Source organism: Haloferax sp. KTX1 (assembly GCF_902410085.1).
In the GTDB taxonomy this organism is placed as follows: Archaea; Halobacteriota; Halobacteria; order Halobacteriales; family Haloferacaceae; genus Haloferax; species Haloferax massiliensis.
The window spans coordinates 235212-255604 of record NZ_CABPRH010000001.1; the positions used below are offsets into that span (position 1 = coordinate 235212).

Below are 20393 nucleotides of genomic sequence, written 5' to 3' on the forward strand. Positions count from 1 at the left end.
TGTTTATCGCTTGTAGTAGGGGTACACCGCGCGCTTGACCTGTTCCCACGCGTCGTCGCTGCTGAGGGTGACACCGTCGGCGTCCTCCTCGCGGACGTAGAGGTCTTCCCACTTGCGACGCCGCTTTTTGACGATCATCACGTCGGGGAGGAACTCCTTGCGGTACAGCGCGAGGATGAACGCGAGGTCCACGAAGACGACGGCGAGGATGCCGCCGAGGAACATGTTCCCCGTGTCCCTCAGTCCCCAGCCTGAGACGAAGCCGTACGTGAAGAGGAACACGAACACGACCTCGATAATCGTCAGGAGGACGATTGCGATGGCCGCGGCGGTGCTCTCTCGCGCCGGTTCGTATCGGTGAATGTCGCCGTACGTACTGCCGGTCGAGGACATTATTCGCCACCTCCAGTGTTACCCGTATTTGGGGACTCGCCGTACTTCAAGATGAAGAACGTGTAGATGACGGTGACGAGGATGCCCAGAATCGTCGCCGACCCGACCCAGTGTGCCTGAATCGGGACGCCGAGTTCGTCCAGTTCCTTCTCGCCGCCACCGCCGGTGCTCACCGTCGCCACGTCGCCGCCGACGGCGACTGCCCCGAGCATGCCGAGCGCCTCGTGAGGCACGCAGTGGTACTTCGTGATACCACCGTTCTCGAAGGTGAACTCGTAGGTGCTTCCGGCCTCGGAGACGGCCGCGCCGGAGTCGAGCGACGCGCCCTCGCTCGCGACGACGTTGTGGCCGCCGCCTTCGCCGGTCCACTCCCACGTCACGGTCGTACCGGTGTCGATCCAGATGCCAGCCGGTGCGAACGCAAGGTTCCCGCCGTTGCCGGACGCGCCGACTTCGATTGTGACCTCGCTTTGGCCGCGGAGGTCTTCGTAGCCTCCGTCGACGCCGTCGAGGTGGCCACCGAAGTCGGGTTGAACCTGCGCTCCACCGCCGCCTTCCTGCGCAGCAGCGGTCCCGGCGGCAGCGGTCGCGGCGGCTGTCGCACCGCCAGCCGTTCGGAGAAACTCCCGCCTTTTCATACGGTCGTTCGTCAGGATGGGATGCGCTTAAACCCACCGACTATGCCGTCACGGAGGGTGTTTGCGAGGCGGGTTCGCGTCAGCCTCAGCCCTCAGAACTGTGGGCGTCTCGCTCGGGGGGCTCGATTAACGGCGCGGCGGTTTCGTCCCCGTCGAACGCGGGCACGAACTCGGGCCGCGAGTCGCCTTCGAGCCCCATGACGCGGAGACGGTCGCGGTACTCCTCGGCGCGGAAGCGGTCGGACAAGCGGGCGTTCGCGACGACGACGAAGAGGAAGATGCCGATGACGAGGAAGCCCAGCCCGGCGAGCGGCGCGATAATCGAATCGAGGTCGGGGAGGACGAGCCACGCGCCGATGAGCGCGAAGCCGCCGAGCAACTGGCCGAACGCGACGATTTGGAGCATCCGATTCCCGAAGTCGCCGGTTCCCTGTGCGACCTCGTCGGGTTCGGGGAGCCTGACAGTCTCGGGCGCGTTGTTCACCTCGAAGTCCTCCATCGAGCAGAGCGCGACGGTCGGTTTCACGTCGCGGAGCACGGTGCCTTCGCCCTCGACGCTCCCGTCGGGGTAGACGACGGCGTAGCCCTCGTCGGAGTACGCGAGAATCCGGGGCTCGCCGTCTTCGGTCACGCGTTCGAGGACGGCGAACACCTCGCGAATCGCGACGCGGTAGCGGAGCTCCTGTTCGACGCGGTCGAGTAGCTCCTCGCCGACGACCCACGAGTCGGGGTCGAACGCGGCGTCCCACTCCTCGGGGGTCATCTTCGCCATGTCGGCCGGGCCGAAGTTCTCGAAGTCGTACTTGGCTTCGACCTCCTCGCGGAGGGCCGCGAGCTCCGCGTCGGACATCGCGGCGTCGGCGTCCGCGTCCGGCGACGTGTCGTCGTCGGCCGGGGCGGAAGACGAGTCTGACATCGCCCCGGAGTAGGGTCCACGCCGGTAAACGTGTTCCGACCCCGAACCGCGCCTCGTCGCGTGTGGCTCGCCGTGCGACGCTCCGAAACGTGGCGTCCAGTTGGTCCGGCGCTCGAACCCGGGGCGTCGACCCCGGCGCTCGGAGTCCGCCGAGTGGTCCAGCGCTCGAACGGAGCGCCGCGCATCGGTCCCTTTAGGCCGACCGGGTCCCAACGCCGTGCGATGGCAGACGAGACGACCCTCGCCACGCTCGCCGCGATCACCGTCACGGCCAGCTTTCCGTTTTACCTCTACGGCGCGTGGATAATGATCGACGCCGAGACGGTGTCGTGGGACGTGCTCGTCTACCACCTCAAGATAATCTTCCCCGGGCTCGTGTTGAACACGGTCCCGGTCGTCACGTGGATGCTCCCGCGGCTCTTTCAGCAGCTCAACGGGCTCAGCGCCCTCCACGCGATTCTCGGCCTGCAGGCGTACGCGATGCTCGTCTTCGCGCTCACGGGCATCGTCCGCATCTTCCAGGCCAAGTGGGAGGCCGACCTCTACCGCGACCCGGACCCGGACGTGTCGCTCGACGACCTCCACGAGAACATGGGCGCGTGGCGCGGCCGCCTGCGGGTCGGCGTCTTCGGCTACGTCGTCTTCTGGATTCTCGCGTGGCTGCTCGGCATCTATCGCTACCTGAGCGGCTACGTGTTGGGCTGAGCGCTCACCACGCCTCGCCGCTGGCGAGGTCGACGTCGTGGTCGCGCTTCGAGGAGGGACAGACGTCTTCGAGCACGCACGCGTCGCAGTCGGGGTTGCGCGCGTCGCAGACGGCCCGGCCGTGGCTGATGAACAGGTGGGTGAACTGCTGCCAGTCGCGCTCGGGGACGACCGGCATCAGGTCCTCCTCGATTCGTTCGGGGTACTCTTCTTCCGTGAGGCCGAGGCGGCGCGAGAGCCGCTGGACGTGAGTGTCGACGACGATGCCCTCGACGATGTCGTGGCCGTGCTGGAGGACGACGTTCGCGGTCTTCCGGCCGACGCCGGCGAGGTCGGTCAGCGCGGACATGGTGTCCGGAACCTCGCCGTCGTGCTTTTCGATGATGTCCGCGCACGCGGAGCGGATGTACTTCGCCTTGTTGTTGTAGTAGGTGATGGAGCTGATGTCGTCGGCCAGCTCTTCTTGGTCGGCGGCGGCGTAGTCCGCGGCGTCGTCGTACTTCTCGAACAGCTCCGCGGTGACCTTGTTGACGCGCTCGTCGGTACACTGCGCCGAGAGCATGACGGCGATGAGCAGTTCGAGGCGGTTCGAGTAGGAAAGCGAGATGGTGGTGTCGGGGTACTCCTCGTACAGTCGGTCGAGGACCTCCTCGGCCTGCGCCTCGCGGCTTTCGAGTGGCGTGCCCATGCCCGTGGGTTCGACCCGGTCGGTTTCAGTCGTTCGGGTTGGGCCGATCGCCGGAGCCGAAATACCGACGATTTATGATTCACGACCGCGACCGACCGGGTATGTCCGCGCTCGAACTCCCCGGCCGACGCGAATCGTGGCTGACCGCGGCCGCGACGCTCGGCGGGTACGGTCTCATCCTCGCCGCGATGTTCCTCGCGCTTTTCGTCCTGCCGTACTTCGCGTTCGCCGCGTAGCCACTCCGCGGTCGGCGTCGCGCGAAAAGTGAATTCGAACGGAGTCGAAACGCGAACTCGGGCGGAACGAAAACGTGGCTCGCGCGTCGGTTACGCGAACGCGCGCGAGACTTCCGCCTCGTCCGAGGATTCCTGCTGAATCTTCTCCCAGGCGTCGAGGAAGTCCTGCATGAATATCTCCGTGCGGTCGTCGCGGATGGCGAACATCCCCGCCTCCGTACAGACGGCCTTGATGTCGGCACCGGAGGCGTTGTCGGCCATCTCGGCGAGTTCGACGAAGTCCACGTCGTCGGAGACGTTCATCTTCCGGGTGTGGATCTGGAAGATGATCTCGCGGCCGTCCTCGTTCGGCTTGGGCACCTCGATGAGGCGGTCGAACCGACCGGGCCGGAGAATCGCGGGGTCGAGCATGTCGAAGCGGTTGGTCGCCGCGATGATGCGGATGTTGCCGCGCTCGTCGAAGCCGTCCATCTCGGCGAGCAGTTGCATCATCGTGCGCTGGACCTCGGCGTCGCCGGAGGTCTTCGAGTCCGTGCGCTTCGAGGCGATGGCGTCGATCTCGTCGATGAAGATGACGGCGGGCTCGTTCTCGCGGGCGACCTCGAACAGGTCGCGGACGAGCTTCGCGCCCTCGCCGATGAACTTGTGCACCAACTCGGAGCCGGCCATCTTGATGAACGAGGCGTTCGTCTGGTTGGCGACGGCCTTGGCGAGCATCGTCTTCCCGGTGCCCGGCGGGCCGTACAGGAGCACGCCGGACGGCGGGTCGATGCCCACCTTCTCGAACATCTCGGGGCGGTCGAGCGGCATCTCGACCGTCTCGCGGACCTCCTGCATCTGCTCTTCGAGTCCGCCGATGTCCTCGTAGGTCACGTCGGGGCTGTGTTCGACCTGCATCACGCGCGCCCGGACGTCCGTCTCCTTGTCGAGCCGCTTGACGATGGAGAGAGAGTTGTTCACGGCGACGCGCGCGTCGGGTTCGAGCTCCTCGCGCATCTCGTCTGTCACTTCGGTGAGGGCCTCTTGGTTGTTACCGTGCTGCTTGATGATGACCCCCTCGTCGGTGATTTCCTGAACCGTCGCAACGAAGAGCGGCGACTGCTTGAGCTTCTTGTTCTCGTGGGTAAGCCGCTCAAGCTTCTGTTGATACTTGTTGTTCTCGGCGTTCGTGTCGAGGAGCTTGTCGCGCATCTCCTCGTTCTGCGTTTCGAGAACTTCGAGCCGCTCTTGAAGGGCGGTGATCTTCTCCTGCTGCGACGCCGAGTCCTTGTCGTAGGGGAGGTCGACGTCGTCCACAGTATCGGTCATCATCCGGCATAGGGTGCAGGTTCATAAGAGGCTTCGGGTGTGTGAGGGATTCGCCGCCTAGGGCGCGTCTCCCGCCCGGATGACGAGTCTGACACACGTCACATAAATTTCTATCAGTAATAAATCTGGATAGCAAATATTATCTAATAGCATCTCTTGGTGTCTCGTACGATGAGCACTACGGAAGCAGTCGAACGCGAGTCCGAACCCGACGCAGACGACCGCTGGGCGTCGGTTCGGGACATGCCCCCGAGCGCGAAGTTGGTGGCGAAGATTCTCGACTACGAGGACACGCTCACCCAGAGTCAGATCGCCGAGGAATCGCTTCTGCCACCGCGCACCGTCCGATACGCGCTCTCGCGGCTGGAAGACGAGGGCGCGGTCGACTCCCGGTTTTCCTTCTCCGACGCGCGCAAGCGACTCTACACGCTCAACATTTAAGTCCGAACGCGCGGCCACGTCGTCGCATGTCTTCGCCCGCTCCCGACGACGTCGGCCGCGCGCTCTCCGCGCTCGCCGACGCCGACGCCGATATCGACGACCGGCCCGCCGCCCGCCCGCCCGCCGAGGTCGTCGCCGACGCGCGTGGTGCCTTCCAATCGCTTTCTTCCGCCGCCCGCTTTCTCTCCGGCGGCGGCGAACTGACGCTCCGCCGAGCGGTCGGCGAGGCCGCCCGACGCGGGCACCACGACTGCGCGCGTTCCGGGCGGGCGCTCCTCGCGGACCTCGACCGACTGCGCGCCGCGCTCGCCGATGCGGCCGACGAGTCGAATCGGGACCCCCGTGCCGCCGAGGGACGACCGCGGGACCCCGACCACTTCCGCTCCGGTCGCACAACCGTTTTCAGCGGCGGTGTCGAACCGAGTGATAGATGACACGGGTGATACACACCGGCGACACCCACATCGGGTATCAGCAGTACCACTCGCCGGAGCGCCGACAGGACTTCCTCGACGCCTTCGAGCGGGTCGTCGGAGACGCGCTCGACGGGGACGTCGACGCCGTCGTCCACGCGGGCGACCTCTACCACGACCGCCGCCCCGAGCTCCCCGACCTCCTCGGGACGCTCGCCGCGCTCCGCCGCCTCGACGACGCCGGGATTCCCTTCCTCGCTATCGTCGGCAACCACGAGTCGACCCGCGGGGGGCAGTGGCTCGACCTCTTCGAGCGCCTCAGACTGGCGACGAGGCTCGGGCGCGACCCCCACGTCGTCGGCGACGTTGCGTTCTACGGCCTCGACCACGTGCCGCGCTCCCGCCGAGACGAACTCGACTACCGGTTCGAACCCGCCGACGCCGGCCGCGCGGTGCTCGTCGCCCACGGCCTCTTCACGCCGTTCGCGCACGCCGACTGGGAGACGGAAACCGTCCTCGACGAGTCGAACGTCGACTTCGACGCGGTCCTCCTCGGCGACAACCACGTCCCCGACACCGCCGACCTCGGCGGGACGTGGGTGACCTACTGCGGGTCCACCGAGCGCGCGAGTGCGAGCGAGCGCGACCCCCGCGGGTACAACCTCGTCGAGTTCACGCCCGACGCGGTCGACATCCGCCGGCGGACCCTCGAAACGCGCCCGTTCGCGTTCGTCGAGGTCGACCTCGCCGGCGACGAGGGCATCGAGCGCGTCCGTCAGCGCGTCCGCGAGTTCGACGTCGAAGACGCGGTCGTCATCGTCGAACTGCGGGGCGAGGGCGACGCCGTCACGCCCGCGGCGGTCGAATCGTTCGCCGTCGAGGAGGGCGCGCTCGTCGCCCGCGTCAACGACAAACGCGACATCGACGACGACGCCGAACTGGCGGCGGACGTGACGTTCGCCGACCCCGACGACGCGGTGCGCGAGCGGGTCCGCGAGATGGGGCTGTCGAGCGCCGCCCTCGACGTGGACGAGACGGTCCGCGCGAGCACGGTCGCCGACTCGAACGTCCGCGACGAGGTGCGCGAGCGCGTCGAATCGCTCCTCTCGGAGGACCCCGACGCCTTCGTCGCCGCCGAGAGCGAGGGCGAAGGCGAGAGCGGGGACTCGGCGGATACGGCGGTCGCTGAAGACGTTGAAGCCGCCGAAGACGCGGCTGAGACCGAACCCGAGCCGGAGACGACGACCGACACCGACTCGGAGCTGGCTGACGCCGACGCGACGACCGACACCGATTCGGAAACGACCGCCGAACCCGATTCGGAGGCCGCCGCGGAACCGGCGGCGAACCGCGACAGCTCGCTGGGTGATTTCGCGTGAGGTTCACCCACATCGCCATCCGGAACTTCAAGCCCTACGAGGACGCCGAACTCGACCTTCGGGACGGCGTCACGGTCATCCACGGCGTCAACGGCAGCGGCAAGTCGTCGCTCCTCGAAGCGTGTTTCTTCGCGCTCTACGGCTCGAAGGCGCTCGCGGGGACGCTCGAAGACGTGGTGACGACGGGCGCGGACGACGCCGAAATCGCGCTCGAATTCGTCCACGACGGCGGCGAGTACCGCATCGACCGCCGGATTCGCGTCTCCGGCGACCGCGCGACCACCGCCAAGTGCGTCCTCGACGGCCCCGGTGGGACCGTCGAAGGCGCGCGCGACGTTCGACGGCACGTCGCGTCGCTCCTGCGGATGGACGCCGAGGCGTTCGTGAACTGCGCGTACGTCCAGCAGGGCGAGGTCAACAAGCTCATCAACGCGACGCCGAGCCAGCGCCAGGACATGATAGACGACCTCCTCCAGCTCGGGAAGCTCGAAACGTACCGCGAGCGCGCCGGCAACGCCCGGCTCGGGGTCGAGGACGTGCTGACGAAAAAGCGGAGCGTCCTCGAAGACGTCGAGTCGCAAATCGAGGCCAAGGAGGACGCGGACCTCCACGCGACGCTCAACGCGCTCGAATCCGACCTCGACTCCCTCGACGAGGAGATTTCGAACTACGAGGCCCAGCGCGACAAGGCGAAGTCGGCGCTCGACGCCGCCGAGGCGACGCTCGACGAACACGCCGAAAAGCGGGAGCGACTCGACGAAATCGAGTCGGCAATCGAGGACCTGACCGCGAAAATCTCCGCGGACGAGACGAAGCGCGACGACCTCTCGGAGCGAATCCGCGACCTCGACGCCGCCGCCGACGAGCTCGAATCGGATATCGACGACGCCGTCGACCGGGCCGACCTCGCCGACGCGAGCGACGGGGCGATAGCCGACGCGCGAGAGGCGCTTTCGGAGCGCGAATCCGAGCTTCGCGACGACCTCTCGGATGCGCGGACGCGGGCGCAGGCGTTCGAGACGCAGGCCGAACGGCTCGCGGAGCGCGCCGACGACCTCGAATCGCGCGCCACGGAGAAACGCGAGGCCGCCGAGGCCGACGCGGAGACCGCCGCCGAGGCCGAGCGGGAACTCGAATCGTTCCGCGAGACGCGCGCCGAGCTTCGGTCGGCGCTCGACGACGCCGAAGCGCGGTTCGAAGACGCCCCCGTCGACCTCGGCGAGGCCGCGGACCTCCTCGAAGAACGACGGGAGGCGCGGTCCGAGGCCCGCGAGTCGCTCGCGGAGACGGAGACCGAACTGAAGAACGCGCGCGAGCGCCTGGCCGAGGCCGAGCGCCTCCGCGACGCGGGCAAGTGCCCCGAGTGCGGCCAGCCGGTCGAGGGGTCGCCACACGTCGACGCCATCAGCGAGCGCGAGGCCGCGGTCGAGTCGCTGGAGGGCGACCGCGAATCGCTCGAATCGGCGGTCGAGTCGCGCTCGGCGGCCGTCGAAGCGGCCGAGGCGCTGGTCGAAGTCGAGACCCGCGCGAGTTCCCAGCGCGACAAACTCGACCTCGTCGAAGAACGCATCGCCGACCGCGAGGAGACCGTCGAGAGCCGCCGCGAGGCCGCCGCCGAAAAGCGCGAGGCCGCCGCGGAACTCGAAGCCGAAGCCGAGGAGAAACGCGAGGCGGCGACGACGCAGGCCGAGCGGGCCGAGGAGGTCGCAGAGACGGTCGACTCGCTCGAATCAGATCTCGACGCGCTCGATGAGCGGCGCGACCGCCTCGACCGCGTCGAATCGCTGGTCGACGCGCGGGCCGAGAAAATCGACGCGCGGGACCGACTCCGCGAGAAGCGCGAGACGCTCGCCGAGGTGAACCGCGAGCGCCGCGAACACCTCAGAGAGCGCCGCGAGCGCCGCGACGAACTCCGCGAGACGGTCGACGAGGAGGCCGTCGAGGGGGCGAAACAGCGCAAGGAGAACGCCGCGGAGTACCTCGAACGGGTCGAGGACGAAGTGCTTCCCGAACTGCGAGACAAGCGCGACGAACTCCAGAGCCGCGTCGGCGGCGTCGAGGCCGAACTCGAACAGTTGGACGCCCTCCGGGAGCGCCGCGACCACCTCGCCGAGCGCGTGGACGCCCTCGAATCGGTCCACGAGGAGGTCTCGACGCTCGAATCGACCTACGGCGACCTCCGGGCGGAGCTTCGCCAGCGCAACGTCGAGGTGCTCGAACGGATGCTCAACGAGACGTTCGACCTCGTCTACGCCAACGACGCCTACTCGCGCATCCGACTCGACGGCGAGTACGGGCTGACGGTGTTCCAGAAAGACGGCACCGCGCTCGAACCCGAACAGCTCTCGGGCGGCGAGCGCGCCCTGTTCAACCTCAGCCTCCGCTGTGCAATCTACCGGCTCCTCGCCGAGGGAATCGACGGCGCGGCCCCGCTTCCGCCGCTCATCCTCGACGAGCCGACGGTCTTCCTCGACGACGGCCACGTCTCCCGATTGGTCGACCTCGTCGAGGACATGCAGAACCGGGGCGTCAAGCAGATTCTCATCGTCAGCCACGACGACGAACTGGTCGGCGCGGCCGACGACCTCGTCCGGGTGGAGAAGAACCCGACGACGAACCGCTCGACGGTCGAGCGGACCGACGCGCCGACGCTCTCGGCGAGCGCGCTCGGGGACGACTGAGGCGTTCGATTCCGCCGGTCCGTCCCCTATTCGCTCGCCCGCAGCAGTTCGACACCCTCTCTCGCGGCGTCGGTCGCCTCGTAGCCCCGCTCCCCGTAGACAGTGGTCTCGGCGACGAGACCGGCGACCCGGAACTCGGTCAGGAGGCCGTGAAGGTCGCTCTCGCAGAGGTCGTAGGCCCCGAGGAGGTCGACCACGGGGAGCGGCCCGCGGTCGACGAGGTCGACGAGCAGGCCGAGACCGCGCTCGGTCGGGACCGCGACGAGGATTCGCCGGACCGATTCGGGGACCGCGCGCGCGGCGGTTTCGAGCGGGGACTCGCCGCTCACGGCTTCGAGGTCGTCGTTCGGCAGGTGCCGCTCCTCGCCGGTCTCCGGGTCGCGGACGCGACTGGCGTCGCTCGACTGCTTGACGAGGAGGTACGTCCGGCCGTCAGGTCCGCGGACGGTTCGCATATGTGTCGCCGAAGGGCGCGACGACTGTTAGCGGTTGCGCTCGGCGGCGTCTCCGGCGGGTTCGCGCGCCTCGTCTTCTCTCTCGGCGGGTCCGTCGTCGTTCGTTCCGTCGTCGTTCGGGTCGTCGCTTTCGTCCCCGTCGCTCTCGTCGTCCTTCCACGTCCCCCGCTTGAACTCCCGGTAGATGGAGTAGACGCGGACGAGCGCGACCGCGCCGAACAGAAAGATGCCGCCGCCGAGGAGCGTTTCGCCGCGGAAGTAGACGAGCATCGGGCCGATAGTGACCCCCGCGAGGCCCACGTTCGCGAGCACGACGCTCGCCCAGAACAGGCGTGCGACGGTGGGGTTCACGTCGGCCGAGAACTCCGGTGCGTCGTCGAAGCCGTCACCAGTACTGGCGTCTTCGCCGGGAATGCGGACGCGGGGTATCGTCGGGAGGTCCCGTTCCGGATCGCCCCAGCGAGATTCCGGGTCGGCCCAGTGGGCCCTGCGGTCGCCCCGCCGTTTTTTCGGGTCGAACGTCGAGGCCGTGTCCTCCGACGGACGCTCCGCGTCGTCGTCACCGTCGGTCGCGTCGGTGGAGGGCGTCCCCTCGCGTCGCTCGTCGTCCGTCACGCTCGCGTCGAGACGCCGTGCCGAGAAAAAGTGTCCGTTTCGGCCGGGTCAGGCGCAGTCGTCGAGGCGCATCGAGCGCGTGGCCTCGACCCACGCGAGTGGGTTCTCCGCGTCGTAGAACACCACGCCACCGTCGATATCGTAGGATTCGACCGTCTCGGCTCCCGTCGGACCAGTCGGTCCGTCGCCGTCGATCGTGCCATCCCACCGCTCCGGAGTTGCGTGGTCGGTCATATCGTGTGACAAGGAATGTCATACATGGGTAAATGTCTTTCCGTGATTCGCGGTGCGGTTCGCGGAAACGCCGGGGTTTTTAGCCGCGCCGCCGAAGCGACTGGCATGACGCAGACGGGTCTGACCGACTTCGGGGGGAACGACGCCGACGGCGCGGGCGACGCGCGGCCTGACGAGGAGGCCGCCATCGTCGCCGGCGACGCCGGCCAGCACGTCTCCGACGTCGTCGACACGGACGAGGTGCGGTTTCCCGACCCGGACGGGACGGTCGAACTGGCCGTCACGCAGGTCGACTACACCATCGAAGGGGCGGGCCGCAACGAGTACCCGGTGATTCACATCTTCGGCCGGACGGCCGACGACGAGACCGAACACGTCCGCGTGCTCGGGTTCCGACCGTACTTCTACGCGCCCACGGACAGCCTCGACGACGACGCCCTCGACAAAGACGTAATCACCGGTACCGAGGACGGTTTCGAGAGTATTCGCGGCGAGGAACTGACGAAGATATTCGGTCGCACCCCCCGCGACGTCGGCCAGATTCGCGACGAGTTCGACCACTACGAGGCGGACATCCTCTTCCCGAACCGCCTGCTCATCGACAAGGACATCAAAAGCGGCGTCCGCGTTCCCGTGCGCCGTCTCGACAACGGAACGATTCAGATACCCCACCAGGAAGTCGCGCCCGCGGACGTCGACGCCAGTCTCCGGGTGAACACCTTCGACATCGAGGTCAACGACAGGAACGGCTTCCCCGAGGAGGGCGAAGAGCCGATTATCTGTCTGACCAGCCACGACTCCTACCGCGACGAGTACGTCGTCTGGCACGCCGTCGCCGAAGACGGCCTCGGCAAGCGCCCCGACTCGCTGCCGAACTACGACTTTCTCGGGGAGGACGCGGACGTGGAGGTCAGGACGTTCGACGAGGAGGCCGAGATGCTCGACGCCTTCCTCGCGTACATCGAGGAGACCGACCCCGACATCCTCACCGGGTGGAACTTCGAGGACTTCGACGCGCCGTACTTCCTCGACCGGTTGGAGGAGGTCGACCCGACGACCGACCTGAACCTCGACTACAACCGCATGTCGCGGCTCGGCGAGGTCTGGCGCGGCGGCTGGGGCGGCCCGGACATCAAGGGCCGCGTGGTCTTCGACCTGCTGTACGCCTACAAGCGCACCCAGTTCACCGAACTCGAATCCTACCGCCTCGACGCGGTCGGCGAACTCGAACTCGACGCGGGCAAGGAGCGCTACTCGGGCGACATCGGCGACCTCTGGGAGGAGGACCCCGAGCGCCTGCTCGAATACAACCTCCGCGACGTGGAGCTGTGCGTCGAAATCGACCGGAAACAGGACATCATCGCCTTCTGGGACGAGGTGCGGACGTTCGTCGGCTGTAAGCTCGAAGACGCGCCGACGCCCGGCGACACCGTCGACATCTACGTGCTCCACAAGGTCCACGGCGAGTTCGCGCTCCCCTCGAAGGGGAAACAGGAGTCGGAGGACTACGAGGGCGGGGCCGTCTTCGACCCCATCACCGGCGTCAAGGAGAACGTCACGGTGCTCGACCTGAAGTCGCTGTACCCGATGTGCATGGTGACCATCAACGCGTCGCCGGAGACGAAGGTCGACCCCGAGCGCTACGACGGGGAGACGTTCCGCGCGCCCAACGGGACGCACTTCCAGCAGGAACCGGACGGCATGATTCGGGAGATGGTCGACGAACTCCTCACCGAGCGGGAGGACAAGAAGTCGCTGCGGAACTCCCACGACCCCGGCTCGTCGGCGTACGAGCAGTTCGACCGCCAGCAGGCCGCGGTGAAGGTCATCATGAACTCGCTGTACGGCGTGCTGGGCTGGGACCGCTTCCGCCTCTACGACAAGGAGATGGGCGCGGCGGTGACGGCGACCGGCCGAAAGGTCATCGAGTTCACGGAGCAGGCCGCCAACCAAATCGGCTACGACGTGGCCTACGGCGACAGCGTGACGGGAGATCGCCCGGTCGTCGCCAGAGACCCCGGTGGGACTGTTCGAATCCTTCCTATCGAGGACTTGTTTGCCCGCGGAACGACTGAATCTGAGGTACTCATCGCTGCCGACGGGGACGTCGTCGCAAGTGCCACTCCCGGGAAGACTCGCCGAGCGCTCGACGGGTGGGACGCCCTCTCTGTGAACGAAGATGGAGAGGCGGAGTGGCAACCGATTGCGCAGGCGATTCGCCATAAAACGGACAAACCGGTGGTGAACCTCCAACACAAGTTCGGTGAGTCGACGACGACGAGAGACCACTCGTACGTCGTCCCCGGTGAAGACGGCCTCACAACTGTCTCTCCGGACGACGTGGCGGAGCCGTATCGCGTCTCCGGGGTGCCCGACGTCGAGCCTGTCGAGCGGGTCGACGTCTACGAGGTCCTTCGTGGGTACGAACGCGAGTACGAGGACGGACGGAGCGTCGGGAGCGATAATTCGATAACGAAGCGGAAACAAATCCACGCGGACGACGAGTATGTCTGGTTCGGCCACGAGCACCACCGAGACGTCGACTCGACCGTCAAAGTCAAACGATTCGTCGATATCGACAGCGAAGATGGTGCAGCACTCATTCGGCTCCTCGGTGCGTACGTCCCTGAAGGAAGCGCATCCACTGGCGAGACGGCGACGTCGAGATTCGGGGCAAGTATCGTTGAATCCGACCGTGAGTGGCTAGCCCAACTCCAGCGAGATTACTCTCGACTGTTCGAGAACACGACCGCCGGTATCATTACGAGCGACCGACGAGCGGAGCGAACCGTCGAGTATCAAACGGACACAGGCGGCGCGTCGGTCACGTACAATGACGACACGCTGAAACTGCAGATGATGAACGAACTCGCGGCTGTGTTCTTCCGCGAGTTCGCAGGGCAGACGTCGCGTGGTAAACGGATTCCTTCATTCGTCTTCCACCTTCCTGAGGAGAAGCAAGACCTGTTCCTGACGTTGCTCGTCGGAGGCGACGGGTCCCGCGAATTCCCACGATACACCGAAGCGTACGCACAGCGGAACTTCGACTTCGAGACGACGAGCCGAGAACTTGCTGCCGGTCTCTCGATGTTGCTCACGCAACGGGGGCAAAAACACTCGCTCAAGTATCGCAACAGCAGAGACTCGTACACTATTCGGACGTGTGGCTCCTACCGGAAAGGCCGAGACCCCGTACTGACCGAAGTCGACCACGACGGCTACGTGTACGACCTGAGCGTCGAAGAAAACGAAAACTTCGTCGACGGTGTTGGAGGTATTGTCCTTCACAACACCGACAGCGTCATGCTCGAACTCGGCCCCGACGTGTCGAAAGAAGAAGCCATCGAGCAGTCGTTCGACATCGAGGAGCACATCAACGCCGCCTACGACGACTTCGCGCGCGACGAGTTGGGCGCGGACGAACACCGCTTCCAAATCGAGTTCGAGAAGCTCTACCGGCGGTTCTTCCAGGCGGGGAAGAAAAAGCGCTACGCCGGTCACATCGTCTGGAAGGAGGGCAAGGACGTCGACGACATCGATATCACGGGCTTCGAGTACAAGCGCTCGGACATCGCGCAGATAACCAAGGAGGTCCAGAAGAACGTCATCGACATGATCGTCCACGGCGAGGACACCGAGGTCATCAAGGACTACCTCCACGACATCATCACCGACTTCGAGTCGGGGAACCTGCCGCTCGAACGGGTCGGCATCCCCGGCGGCATCGGCAAGCGCCTCTCGGCGTACGAGACGCCGACCGCGCACGTCCGCGGGGCGCAGTACGCCAACGCATTCCTCGGCACGAACTTCGGCCGCGGGTCGAAGCCGAAGCGGGTCTACCTCAAGAAGGTCCACCCGTCGTGGTTCCGCGAGATGGAGTCCGGCGGGTTCGACCCGCAGGTCGACGACCGCTACCGCGAATTCAAGCGCGACCCCGACGTCATCTGCTTCGAGTACGCAGACCAGATTCCGGAGGCGTTCGAAGTCGACTGGGAGACGATGCTCACCAAGACGCTCGAAGGGCCCATCTCCCGCGTCATCGAGGCGCTCGGCATGTCGTGGGACGAGGTGAAAAGCGGGCAGGAACAGACCGGCCTCGGCAGCTTCATGTGAGCGGTCGCATCGGCGACTAACGAAACTATATTCGGTTACATAGGTGGCTGGCCCGTAACGTTGTTCGGCTGTCCGAAACCCGGACGCGCGTCGCGAACCGGCGCAATTCTTTTTGGATTTGAAAACAAATTTTCGTTCTACAAAAGGTGGCGGGGGTGAATGCGCAAGCATTATGGGCGATACTCCCCACCCTTCGAGTACGAGGCAACGAACCAACGATGGCAACTCTCGAGATCAAGAACCTCCACGCACGAGTCGCGGAGGAAGACGGTGAGCAGATTCTGCGAGGTGTCGACCTGGAAGTCAAATCCGGCGAGATCCACGCGCTGATGGGTCCCAACGGGTCCGGCAAGTCTACGACTTCTAAAATCATCGCCGGGCACCCCGCCTACGAGGTAACCGACGGCGAAATCCTCCTCCACCTGGAGGACGGCGACTTCGGCGACCTCGACATTCCGGACGACGCCCGCACGTGGAACCTTCTGGAACTGGAGCCGAACGAGCGCGCCGCGCTCGGCATCTTCCTCGGCTTCCAGTACCCCGCGGAAATCGAGGGCGTCACCATGACGAACTTCCTCCGCACCGCGCTCAACGCGAAGATAGACGAGCGCGAGGAGCTCCTCTTCGGCGAGGACGACGACGAGGAAGAAGAAGAGGAAGCCGGCTACGACACCTCCCCGATGGAGGGTAACGTCGACGACGGCGAAGTCGGCGTCGCCGAGTTCCAGAAGCTCCTCAAAGAGAAGATGGAGCTTCTCGACATGGACGAGAAGTTCATGCAACGCTACCTCAACGCCGGCTTCTCCGGCGGCGAGAAGAAACAAAACGAGGTCCTTCAGGCCGCGATTCTCGAACCGTCGATTGCGGTTCTCGACGAGATCGACTCCGGTCTCGACATCGACCGCCTGCAGGACGTCTCGAAGGGTATCAACGCGCTGCGCGACGAGCAGGGCACGGGTATCCTCCAGATCACTCACTACCAGCGTATCCTCGAATACGTCGAGCCGGACCACGTCCACATCATGCTGGACGGCAAGGTCGTCAAGAGCGGCGACGCCTCGCTCGCGTCCGAACTCGAAGACAAGGGCTACGACTGGGTCCGTGAGGAAGTGTACGAAGCCGCGTAATCCCCCAACATCATGAGTTCCGACCAAGACCACCTCAAAGAGACAGACACGGAAGCTCGCTTCGAGTTCAAGAAGGAGCAGAAGGCCGCGTTCGTGGCCGAGAAGGGTCTCAACGAAGAGACCATCCGCGTCATTTCGGAGGACAAAGACGAGCCCGAGTGGATGTTAGAGCGCCGCCTTCGCGCGCTCAAGCAGTACCAGAAGATGCCGATGCCGACCGACTGGCCCGGCCAGCCGGACCTCTCCGAGGTCGACGTGGACGAGATCGTCCCGTACATCCGACCCGACGTGGAAGTCCGCGGCGGCGTCGACGACTGGCGCGACCTGCCGGACGACATCAAGGACACCTTCGACAAGCTGGGCATCCCGGAAGCCGAGAAGAACGCCCTCTCGGGCGTCGGCGCCCAGTACGAGTCCGAAGTCGTCTACCAGAACATGCAGGAGCGCTGGGAGGAGAAAGGCGTCGTCTTCATGAACATGGACCAGGCGGTCCAGGAGCACGAAGACATCGTCAAGGAGTACTTCATGACGAAGTGCGTCCCCCCGAGCGACAACAAGTTCGCCGCGCTTCACGGCGCGATCTGGTCCGGCGGCTCGTTCGTCTACGTTCCCGAAGACGTGACGGTCGAGATGCCGGTGCAGGCGTACTTCCGCATGAACTCCGAGGGCATGGGCCAGTTCGAGCACACGCTCATCGTCGCGGAGAAGGGCTCCGAAGTCCACTACATCGAGGGCTGTTCGGCCCCCAAGTACTCCGCGTTCAACCTCCACTCCGGCGGCGTCGAAGTGTTCGTCGGCGAGGACGCCCACGTCCAGTACTCGACCGTCCAGAACTGGTCGAAGAACACCTACAACCTCAACACCAAGCGCGCCATCGTCGAGAAGGGCGGCCGCATGGAGTGGATTTCGGGCTCGATGGGCTCGAAGGCCACCATGCTCTACCCGGCTTCGATTCTGAAGGGCCGCGGCGCTTCCGACAACCACATCACCATCGCCTTCGCGGGCGAGGGTCAGAACATCGACACCGGCGCGAAGGTGTACCACAACGCCCCCGAGACGAAGTCGACCATCGAGTCGAAGTCCATCTCGAAGGACGGCGGCCGCACGAACTACCGCGGCCTCGTCCACATCGCCAACGGCGCGAAGAACTCCTCGACCGCGGTCGAGTGTGACGCGCTCATGTTCGACAACGAGTCCACCTCGGACACGATGCCGTACATGGAGATCAACGAGTCGCAGGTCGACGTCGCCCACGAGGCGACCGTCGGCAAGATCGGCGACGAGGACATCTTCTACCTCCAGTCGCGCGGTCTCGACGACGACGACGCGAAGCAGATGATCGTCTCCGGGTTCATCGAACCCATCACGGAGGAACTGCCCATCGAGTACGCGGTCGAACTCAACCGACTCGTCGAACTCGAAATGGAGGGTAGCCTCGGATAACCAATGAGTGCGCAACTTCCCGCGAACCTGTCCGCAGAGACGGTACGAGAGATTTCGGACGCACGGGACGAGCCGGAGTGGCTCCTTGAGGCCCGACTCCAAGCCCTCGAAGCGCTCGACGAGCTCGAACTGCCGGACGTCATCCAGACGCCCGGTCGCCGCTGGACGAACCTCGAAGCCCTCGATTTCGAGTCGCTCGTCGACCCGCTGAACCAGGCCGACGAGACGACCCGCGAGTCGCCCGAGGGCGTCGTCGTCCTCCCCTTCACGGAGGCGCTCGACGAGTACGGCGACCTCATCGAGGAGCGCTTCGGCTCGGTCGTCGACCCCGAGACGAACTACCTCACCGCCCTCTCGGCGGCGCTGTTCACGACGGGCACGTTCATCTACGTCCCCGAGGGCGTCGACGCCGAGGACGTGAAGATTCGCGCCGAGATGAACTCTCGGTCGCTGTTCAGCCACACGCTCGTCGTCACCGAGCAGTCCTCGTCGGTCACCATCCTGGAGGCCATCGAGTCCGGCGACAGCATCGACGACGCGCGGTACTTCTCGAACCTCGTCGAAATCGACGCGGGCGAGAACTCGTACGTTCAGTACGGCTCCCTGCAGAACCTCGACGAGGAGACGTACACGTACTCGCTCAAGCGCGCCGACGCCGACACCTACTCGACGGTCAACTGGATCGAGGGGAACCTCGGCTCGCGGCTCACCCGCAGCGACGTCGAGACCGAACTCAACGGCGAGGCGTCGGAGACGAAAATCGTCGGCGCCTTTTTCGGTCACGACGACCAGCACCTCGACGTCAACGCCCGCGTCTGGCACAAAGCCGAGAACACGACGGCCGACCTCGTGACCCGCGGCGTCCTCGACGACGAGGCGCGCTCGGTGTACGAGGGCGTTCAGGACGTCGGCCGCGACGCGTGGAGCACGAACTCCTACCAGCGCGAGAACACGCTGATGCTCTCGGACCAGTCCGAGGCCGACGCATCGCCGAAGCTCATCATCAACAACCACGACACCGAGGCGTCCCACGCCGCCTCCGTCGGGCAGGTCGACGCCGAGGACCTCTTCTATATGGTCTCTCGGTCCGTCCCCGAAGAACAGGCCCGTAACATGCTCGTGGAGGGCTTCTTCGTACCCGTCCTCGAAGAGATCGAAGTCGACGAGTTCCGCGACGACCTCGAAGAGCTCATCGCCGCGCGACTGCGCTGAGACGCGCCCGATAGCCCGCTGTTTTATTTTCTGAATATATATTCTCTCCAGCAGGAGCGACAGATAGACGGTAAACTGTCGTTTCGGCGTGATACTCCCGGATAACGGTCCGTCACGGAAGTGTCTATCTGCCAATGTTTTTGCTCGCACTCGACGTATTCTCTTCCGTCCGGGGTGGAGTACAATCGTCCAACCGGAGGGAATACAATGTCAAGCAACAACGACGGAGAGTCATTCCGATACGACGCCGAGGTTCGCCCCGGTGAGAAACGACACATCATGTACGAGGTGGGGGAGTCCTTCCTCGGTGACCCGATAGAGATTCCGGTCACAATCATCAACGGTGCGAACAAGGGACCGAGGGTGTTCGTGAGCGCGGCGATGCACGGTGACGAAGTCAACGGCGTAAAAGTCGTCCAGGAGGTGGCAGACCGCTACGACCCACAGGAACTGTCCGGAACGATCGTCTGTCTGCACGTCCTCAACGTGCCGGGCTACCGCGCGCACCTGCGGTACCTGCCCATCTACGACCGCGACCTGAACCGGTCGTTCCCCGGGTCCGAGAACGGAAACGAAGGAAAACGCATCGCCAAGGTCATCTACGACCGATTCGTCTCCAACTGCGACATCGGTGTGGATTTCCACACGTCGACGCGGAACAAAGTGACCATCTTCCACACGCGCGCGGACATGAGCGACCCCGCAGTGGCCGAGGTTGCGAACGCCTTCCGCTCGACTATCGTCCTCGACGGGGCCGGTGCCGAGGGGATGATGCGGCGTGTCGCGTCGGAAGACGGGATTCCGACCATCACCGTCGAGATGGGCGAGGCCCACCGGTACCAACCGGCGATGGTCGACCTCGCGCTCGAAAACTTGCACAACCTCTTCGCCTACTTCGGCCTGATAGACGAGGAGTTCGAGACCGAACCGGCGTGGCAACGCATCGTCGGGCCGAAAGAGAAGAAGTGGATTCGGTCGACTGCGGGCGGGTGGGTAGACATGGACTGGGGGCCGTACCCGATCGTCGAGGAGGGGAACTCCGTCTGTACCATCTCTGACCACTTCAAACGCGAAGAACACGTCGTCGAAGCACCCTTCACGGGACTCGTCATCGGGATGGCCGCGAACCCGATAACCGTCCCCGGGCAGATTATCGCGCACGTCGTCTCTATCGACGACGACGACCGGAAGGTCATCGAGCAAATCGTCGACGAACAAGGATACAGCAGAATTGGCACCTACCACTGGATGGGTCGCCGCACGACGCCGACCGAGGACGTGGAACGGGCCCGAAGAGGCCCGACGACTCCCGAGGAGTCCGAGACGGACGAGTCGGAACCCGAAAGGGGAACCGCTTAAGTTCGTAACAGACTCACCTCTGAGTATGACTCAGCTG

Annotated in this window: 19 protein-coding genes; 11 read left to right on the forward strand and 8 right to left on the reverse strand. The window is 65.3% G+C overall.

The features are described from left to right. Positions 1-3: 3 nt before the first annotated feature. The 3 genes from FY251_RS01215 to FY251_RS01225 form a co-directional block, all read right to left on the reverse strand. The gene (locus FY251_RS01215) at positions 4-393 is read right to left on the reverse strand and encodes a hypothetical protein (protein WP_148413104.1); all 390 of its coding nucleotides are present in this window, start codon (positions 391-393) and stop codon (positions 4-6) included. Next, on the reverse strand, positions 393-1031 hold the full coding sequence (locus FY251_RS01220) for a halocyanin domain-containing protein (protein WP_148413105.1): 639 nt from the start codon (positions 1029-1031) through the stop codon (positions 393-395). The genes FY251_RS01215 and FY251_RS01220 overlap by 1 nt, the downstream gene beginning before the upstream one ends. 85 nt (positions 1032-1116) lie before the next feature. Next, positions 1117-1947, reverse strand: a complete 831-nt coding sequence (locus FY251_RS01225; protein ID WP_148413106.1) for a DUF898 domain-containing protein — start codon at positions 1945-1947, stop codon at positions 1117-1119. A 222-nt stretch (positions 1948-2169) separates the two neighbouring features. On the opposite strand from FY251_RS01225, the gene FY251_RS01230 reads away from it, so the two are divergent. Then, complete coding sequence (locus FY251_RS01230; protein WP_148413107.1) at positions 2170-2652, forward strand: hypothetical protein; 483 nt, start codon at positions 2170-2172, stop codon at positions 2650-2652. A gap of 4 nt (positions 2653-2656) precedes the next feature. Here FY251_RS01230 and nth read toward each other — a convergent pair whose 3' ends face one another. Beyond that, positions 2657-3340, reverse strand: a complete 684-nt coding sequence (gene nth / locus FY251_RS01235; protein WP_058565861.1) for an endonuclease III — start codon at positions 3338-3340, stop codon at positions 2657-2659. 101 nt (positions 3341-3441) lie between these two features. Between nth and FY251_RS23000 the strand changes: the two genes are divergently transcribed. Then, the gene (locus FY251_RS23000; RefSeq protein ID WP_004972580.1) at positions 3442-3576 is read left to right on the forward strand and encodes a hypothetical protein; all 135 of its coding nucleotides are present in this window, start codon (positions 3442-3444) and stop codon (positions 3574-3576) included. Between the two features lie 90 nt (positions 3577-3666). Here FY251_RS23000 and FY251_RS01240 read toward each other — a convergent pair whose 3' ends face one another. After that, complete coding sequence (locus tag FY251_RS01240; RefSeq protein WP_148413108.1) at positions 3667-4884, reverse strand: proteasome-activating nucleotidase; 1218 nt, start codon at positions 4882-4884, stop codon at positions 3667-3669. A gap of 171 nt (positions 4885-5055) precedes the next feature. On the opposite strand from FY251_RS01240, the gene FY251_RS01245 reads away from it, so the two are divergent. Genes FY251_RS01245 through rad50 form a run of 4 tightly spaced genes read left to right on the forward strand, consistent with a single transcriptional unit; the run spans position 5056 to position 9798 of the window. After that, positions 5056-5325 carry a helix-turn-helix domain-containing protein gene (locus tag FY251_RS01245; protein ID WP_004044086.1) on the forward strand — a complete coding sequence of 90 codons (270 nt, stop codon included), beginning with the start codon at positions 5056-5058 and terminating at the stop codon, positions 5323-5325. 26 nt (positions 5326-5351) lie between these two features. Then, positions 5352-5759 (forward strand): hypothetical protein, encoded by a 408-nt coding sequence (locus FY251_RS22370; protein ID WP_187367313.1) that lies wholly within the window; start codon positions 5352-5354, stop codon positions 5757-5759. Continuing rightward, positions 5756-7117 carry a DNA double-strand break repair protein Mre11 gene (mre11, locus tag FY251_RS01255; protein WP_148413109.1) on the forward strand — a complete coding sequence of 454 codons (1362 nt, stop codon included), beginning with the start codon at positions 5756-5758 and terminating at the stop codon, positions 7115-7117. The genes FY251_RS22370 and mre11 overlap by 4 nt, the downstream gene beginning before the upstream one ends. After that, the gene (gene rad50 / locus FY251_RS01260) at positions 7114-9798 is read left to right on the forward strand and encodes a DNA double-strand break repair ATPase Rad50 (RefSeq protein WP_148413110.1); all 2685 of its coding nucleotides are present in this window, start codon (positions 7114-7116) and stop codon (positions 9796-9798) included. The genes mre11 and rad50 overlap by 4 nt, the downstream gene beginning before the upstream one ends. Before the next feature lie 26 nt (positions 9799-9824). On the opposite strand, the gene FY251_RS01265 is transcribed toward rad50, so the two are convergent. From FY251_RS01265 to FY251_RS01275, 3 genes are read right to left on the reverse strand one after another with little or no spacing between them, the layout of a single operon-like run. Beyond that, positions 9825-10253 carry a hypothetical protein gene (locus tag FY251_RS01265; protein WP_148413111.1) on the reverse strand — a complete coding sequence of 143 codons (429 nt, stop codon included), beginning with the start codon at positions 10251-10253 and terminating at the stop codon, positions 9825-9827. Between the two features lie 27 nt (positions 10254-10280). After that, positions 10281-10868: a hypothetical protein gene (locus FY251_RS01270; RefSeq protein ID WP_148413112.1), complete on the reverse strand. Its 588-nt coding sequence runs from the start codon at positions 10866-10868 to the stop codon at positions 10281-10283. A 48-nt stretch (positions 10869-10916) separates the two neighbouring features. Continuing rightward, on the reverse strand, positions 10917-11102 hold the full coding sequence (locus tag FY251_RS01275) for a hypothetical protein (RefSeq protein ID WP_148413113.1): 186 nt from the start codon (positions 11100-11102) through the stop codon (positions 10917-10919). Positions 11103-11207: 105 nt separating this feature from the next. Here FY251_RS01275 and FY251_RS01280 point away from each other — a divergent pair, with 105 nt between their 5' ends. From FY251_RS01280 to FY251_RS01300, 5 genes are all read left to right on the forward strand, one after another. Next, positions 11208-15215: a DNA polymerase domain-containing protein gene (locus FY251_RS01280; protein ID WP_148413114.1), complete on the forward strand. Its 4008-nt coding sequence runs from the start codon at positions 11208-11210 to the stop codon at positions 15213-15215. Positions 15216-15433: 218 nt separating this feature from the next. Beyond that, on the forward strand, positions 15434-16342 hold the full coding sequence (locus FY251_RS01285; protein WP_148413115.1) for an ABC transporter ATP-binding protein: 909 nt from the start codon (positions 15434-15436) through the stop codon (positions 16340-16342). A gap of 12 nt (positions 16343-16354) precedes the next feature. Then, on the forward strand, positions 16355-17785 hold the full coding sequence (gene sufB, locus FY251_RS01290) for a Fe-S cluster assembly protein SufB (protein WP_148413116.1): 1431 nt from the start codon (positions 16355-16357) through the stop codon (positions 17783-17785). 3 nt (positions 17786-17788) lie between these two features. Continuing rightward, positions 17789-18997 (forward strand): Fe-S cluster assembly protein SufD, encoded by a 1209-nt coding sequence (sufD, locus tag FY251_RS01295; RefSeq protein WP_148413117.1) that lies wholly within the window; start codon positions 17789-17791, stop codon positions 18995-18997. A gap of 207 nt (positions 18998-19204) precedes the next feature. Next, complete coding sequence (locus tag FY251_RS01300; RefSeq protein WP_148413118.1) at positions 19205-20356, forward strand: succinylglutamate desuccinylase/aspartoacylase family protein; 1152 nt, start codon at positions 19205-19207, stop codon at positions 20354-20356. The last annotated feature ends 37 nt before the right edge of the window (positions 20357-20393 follow it).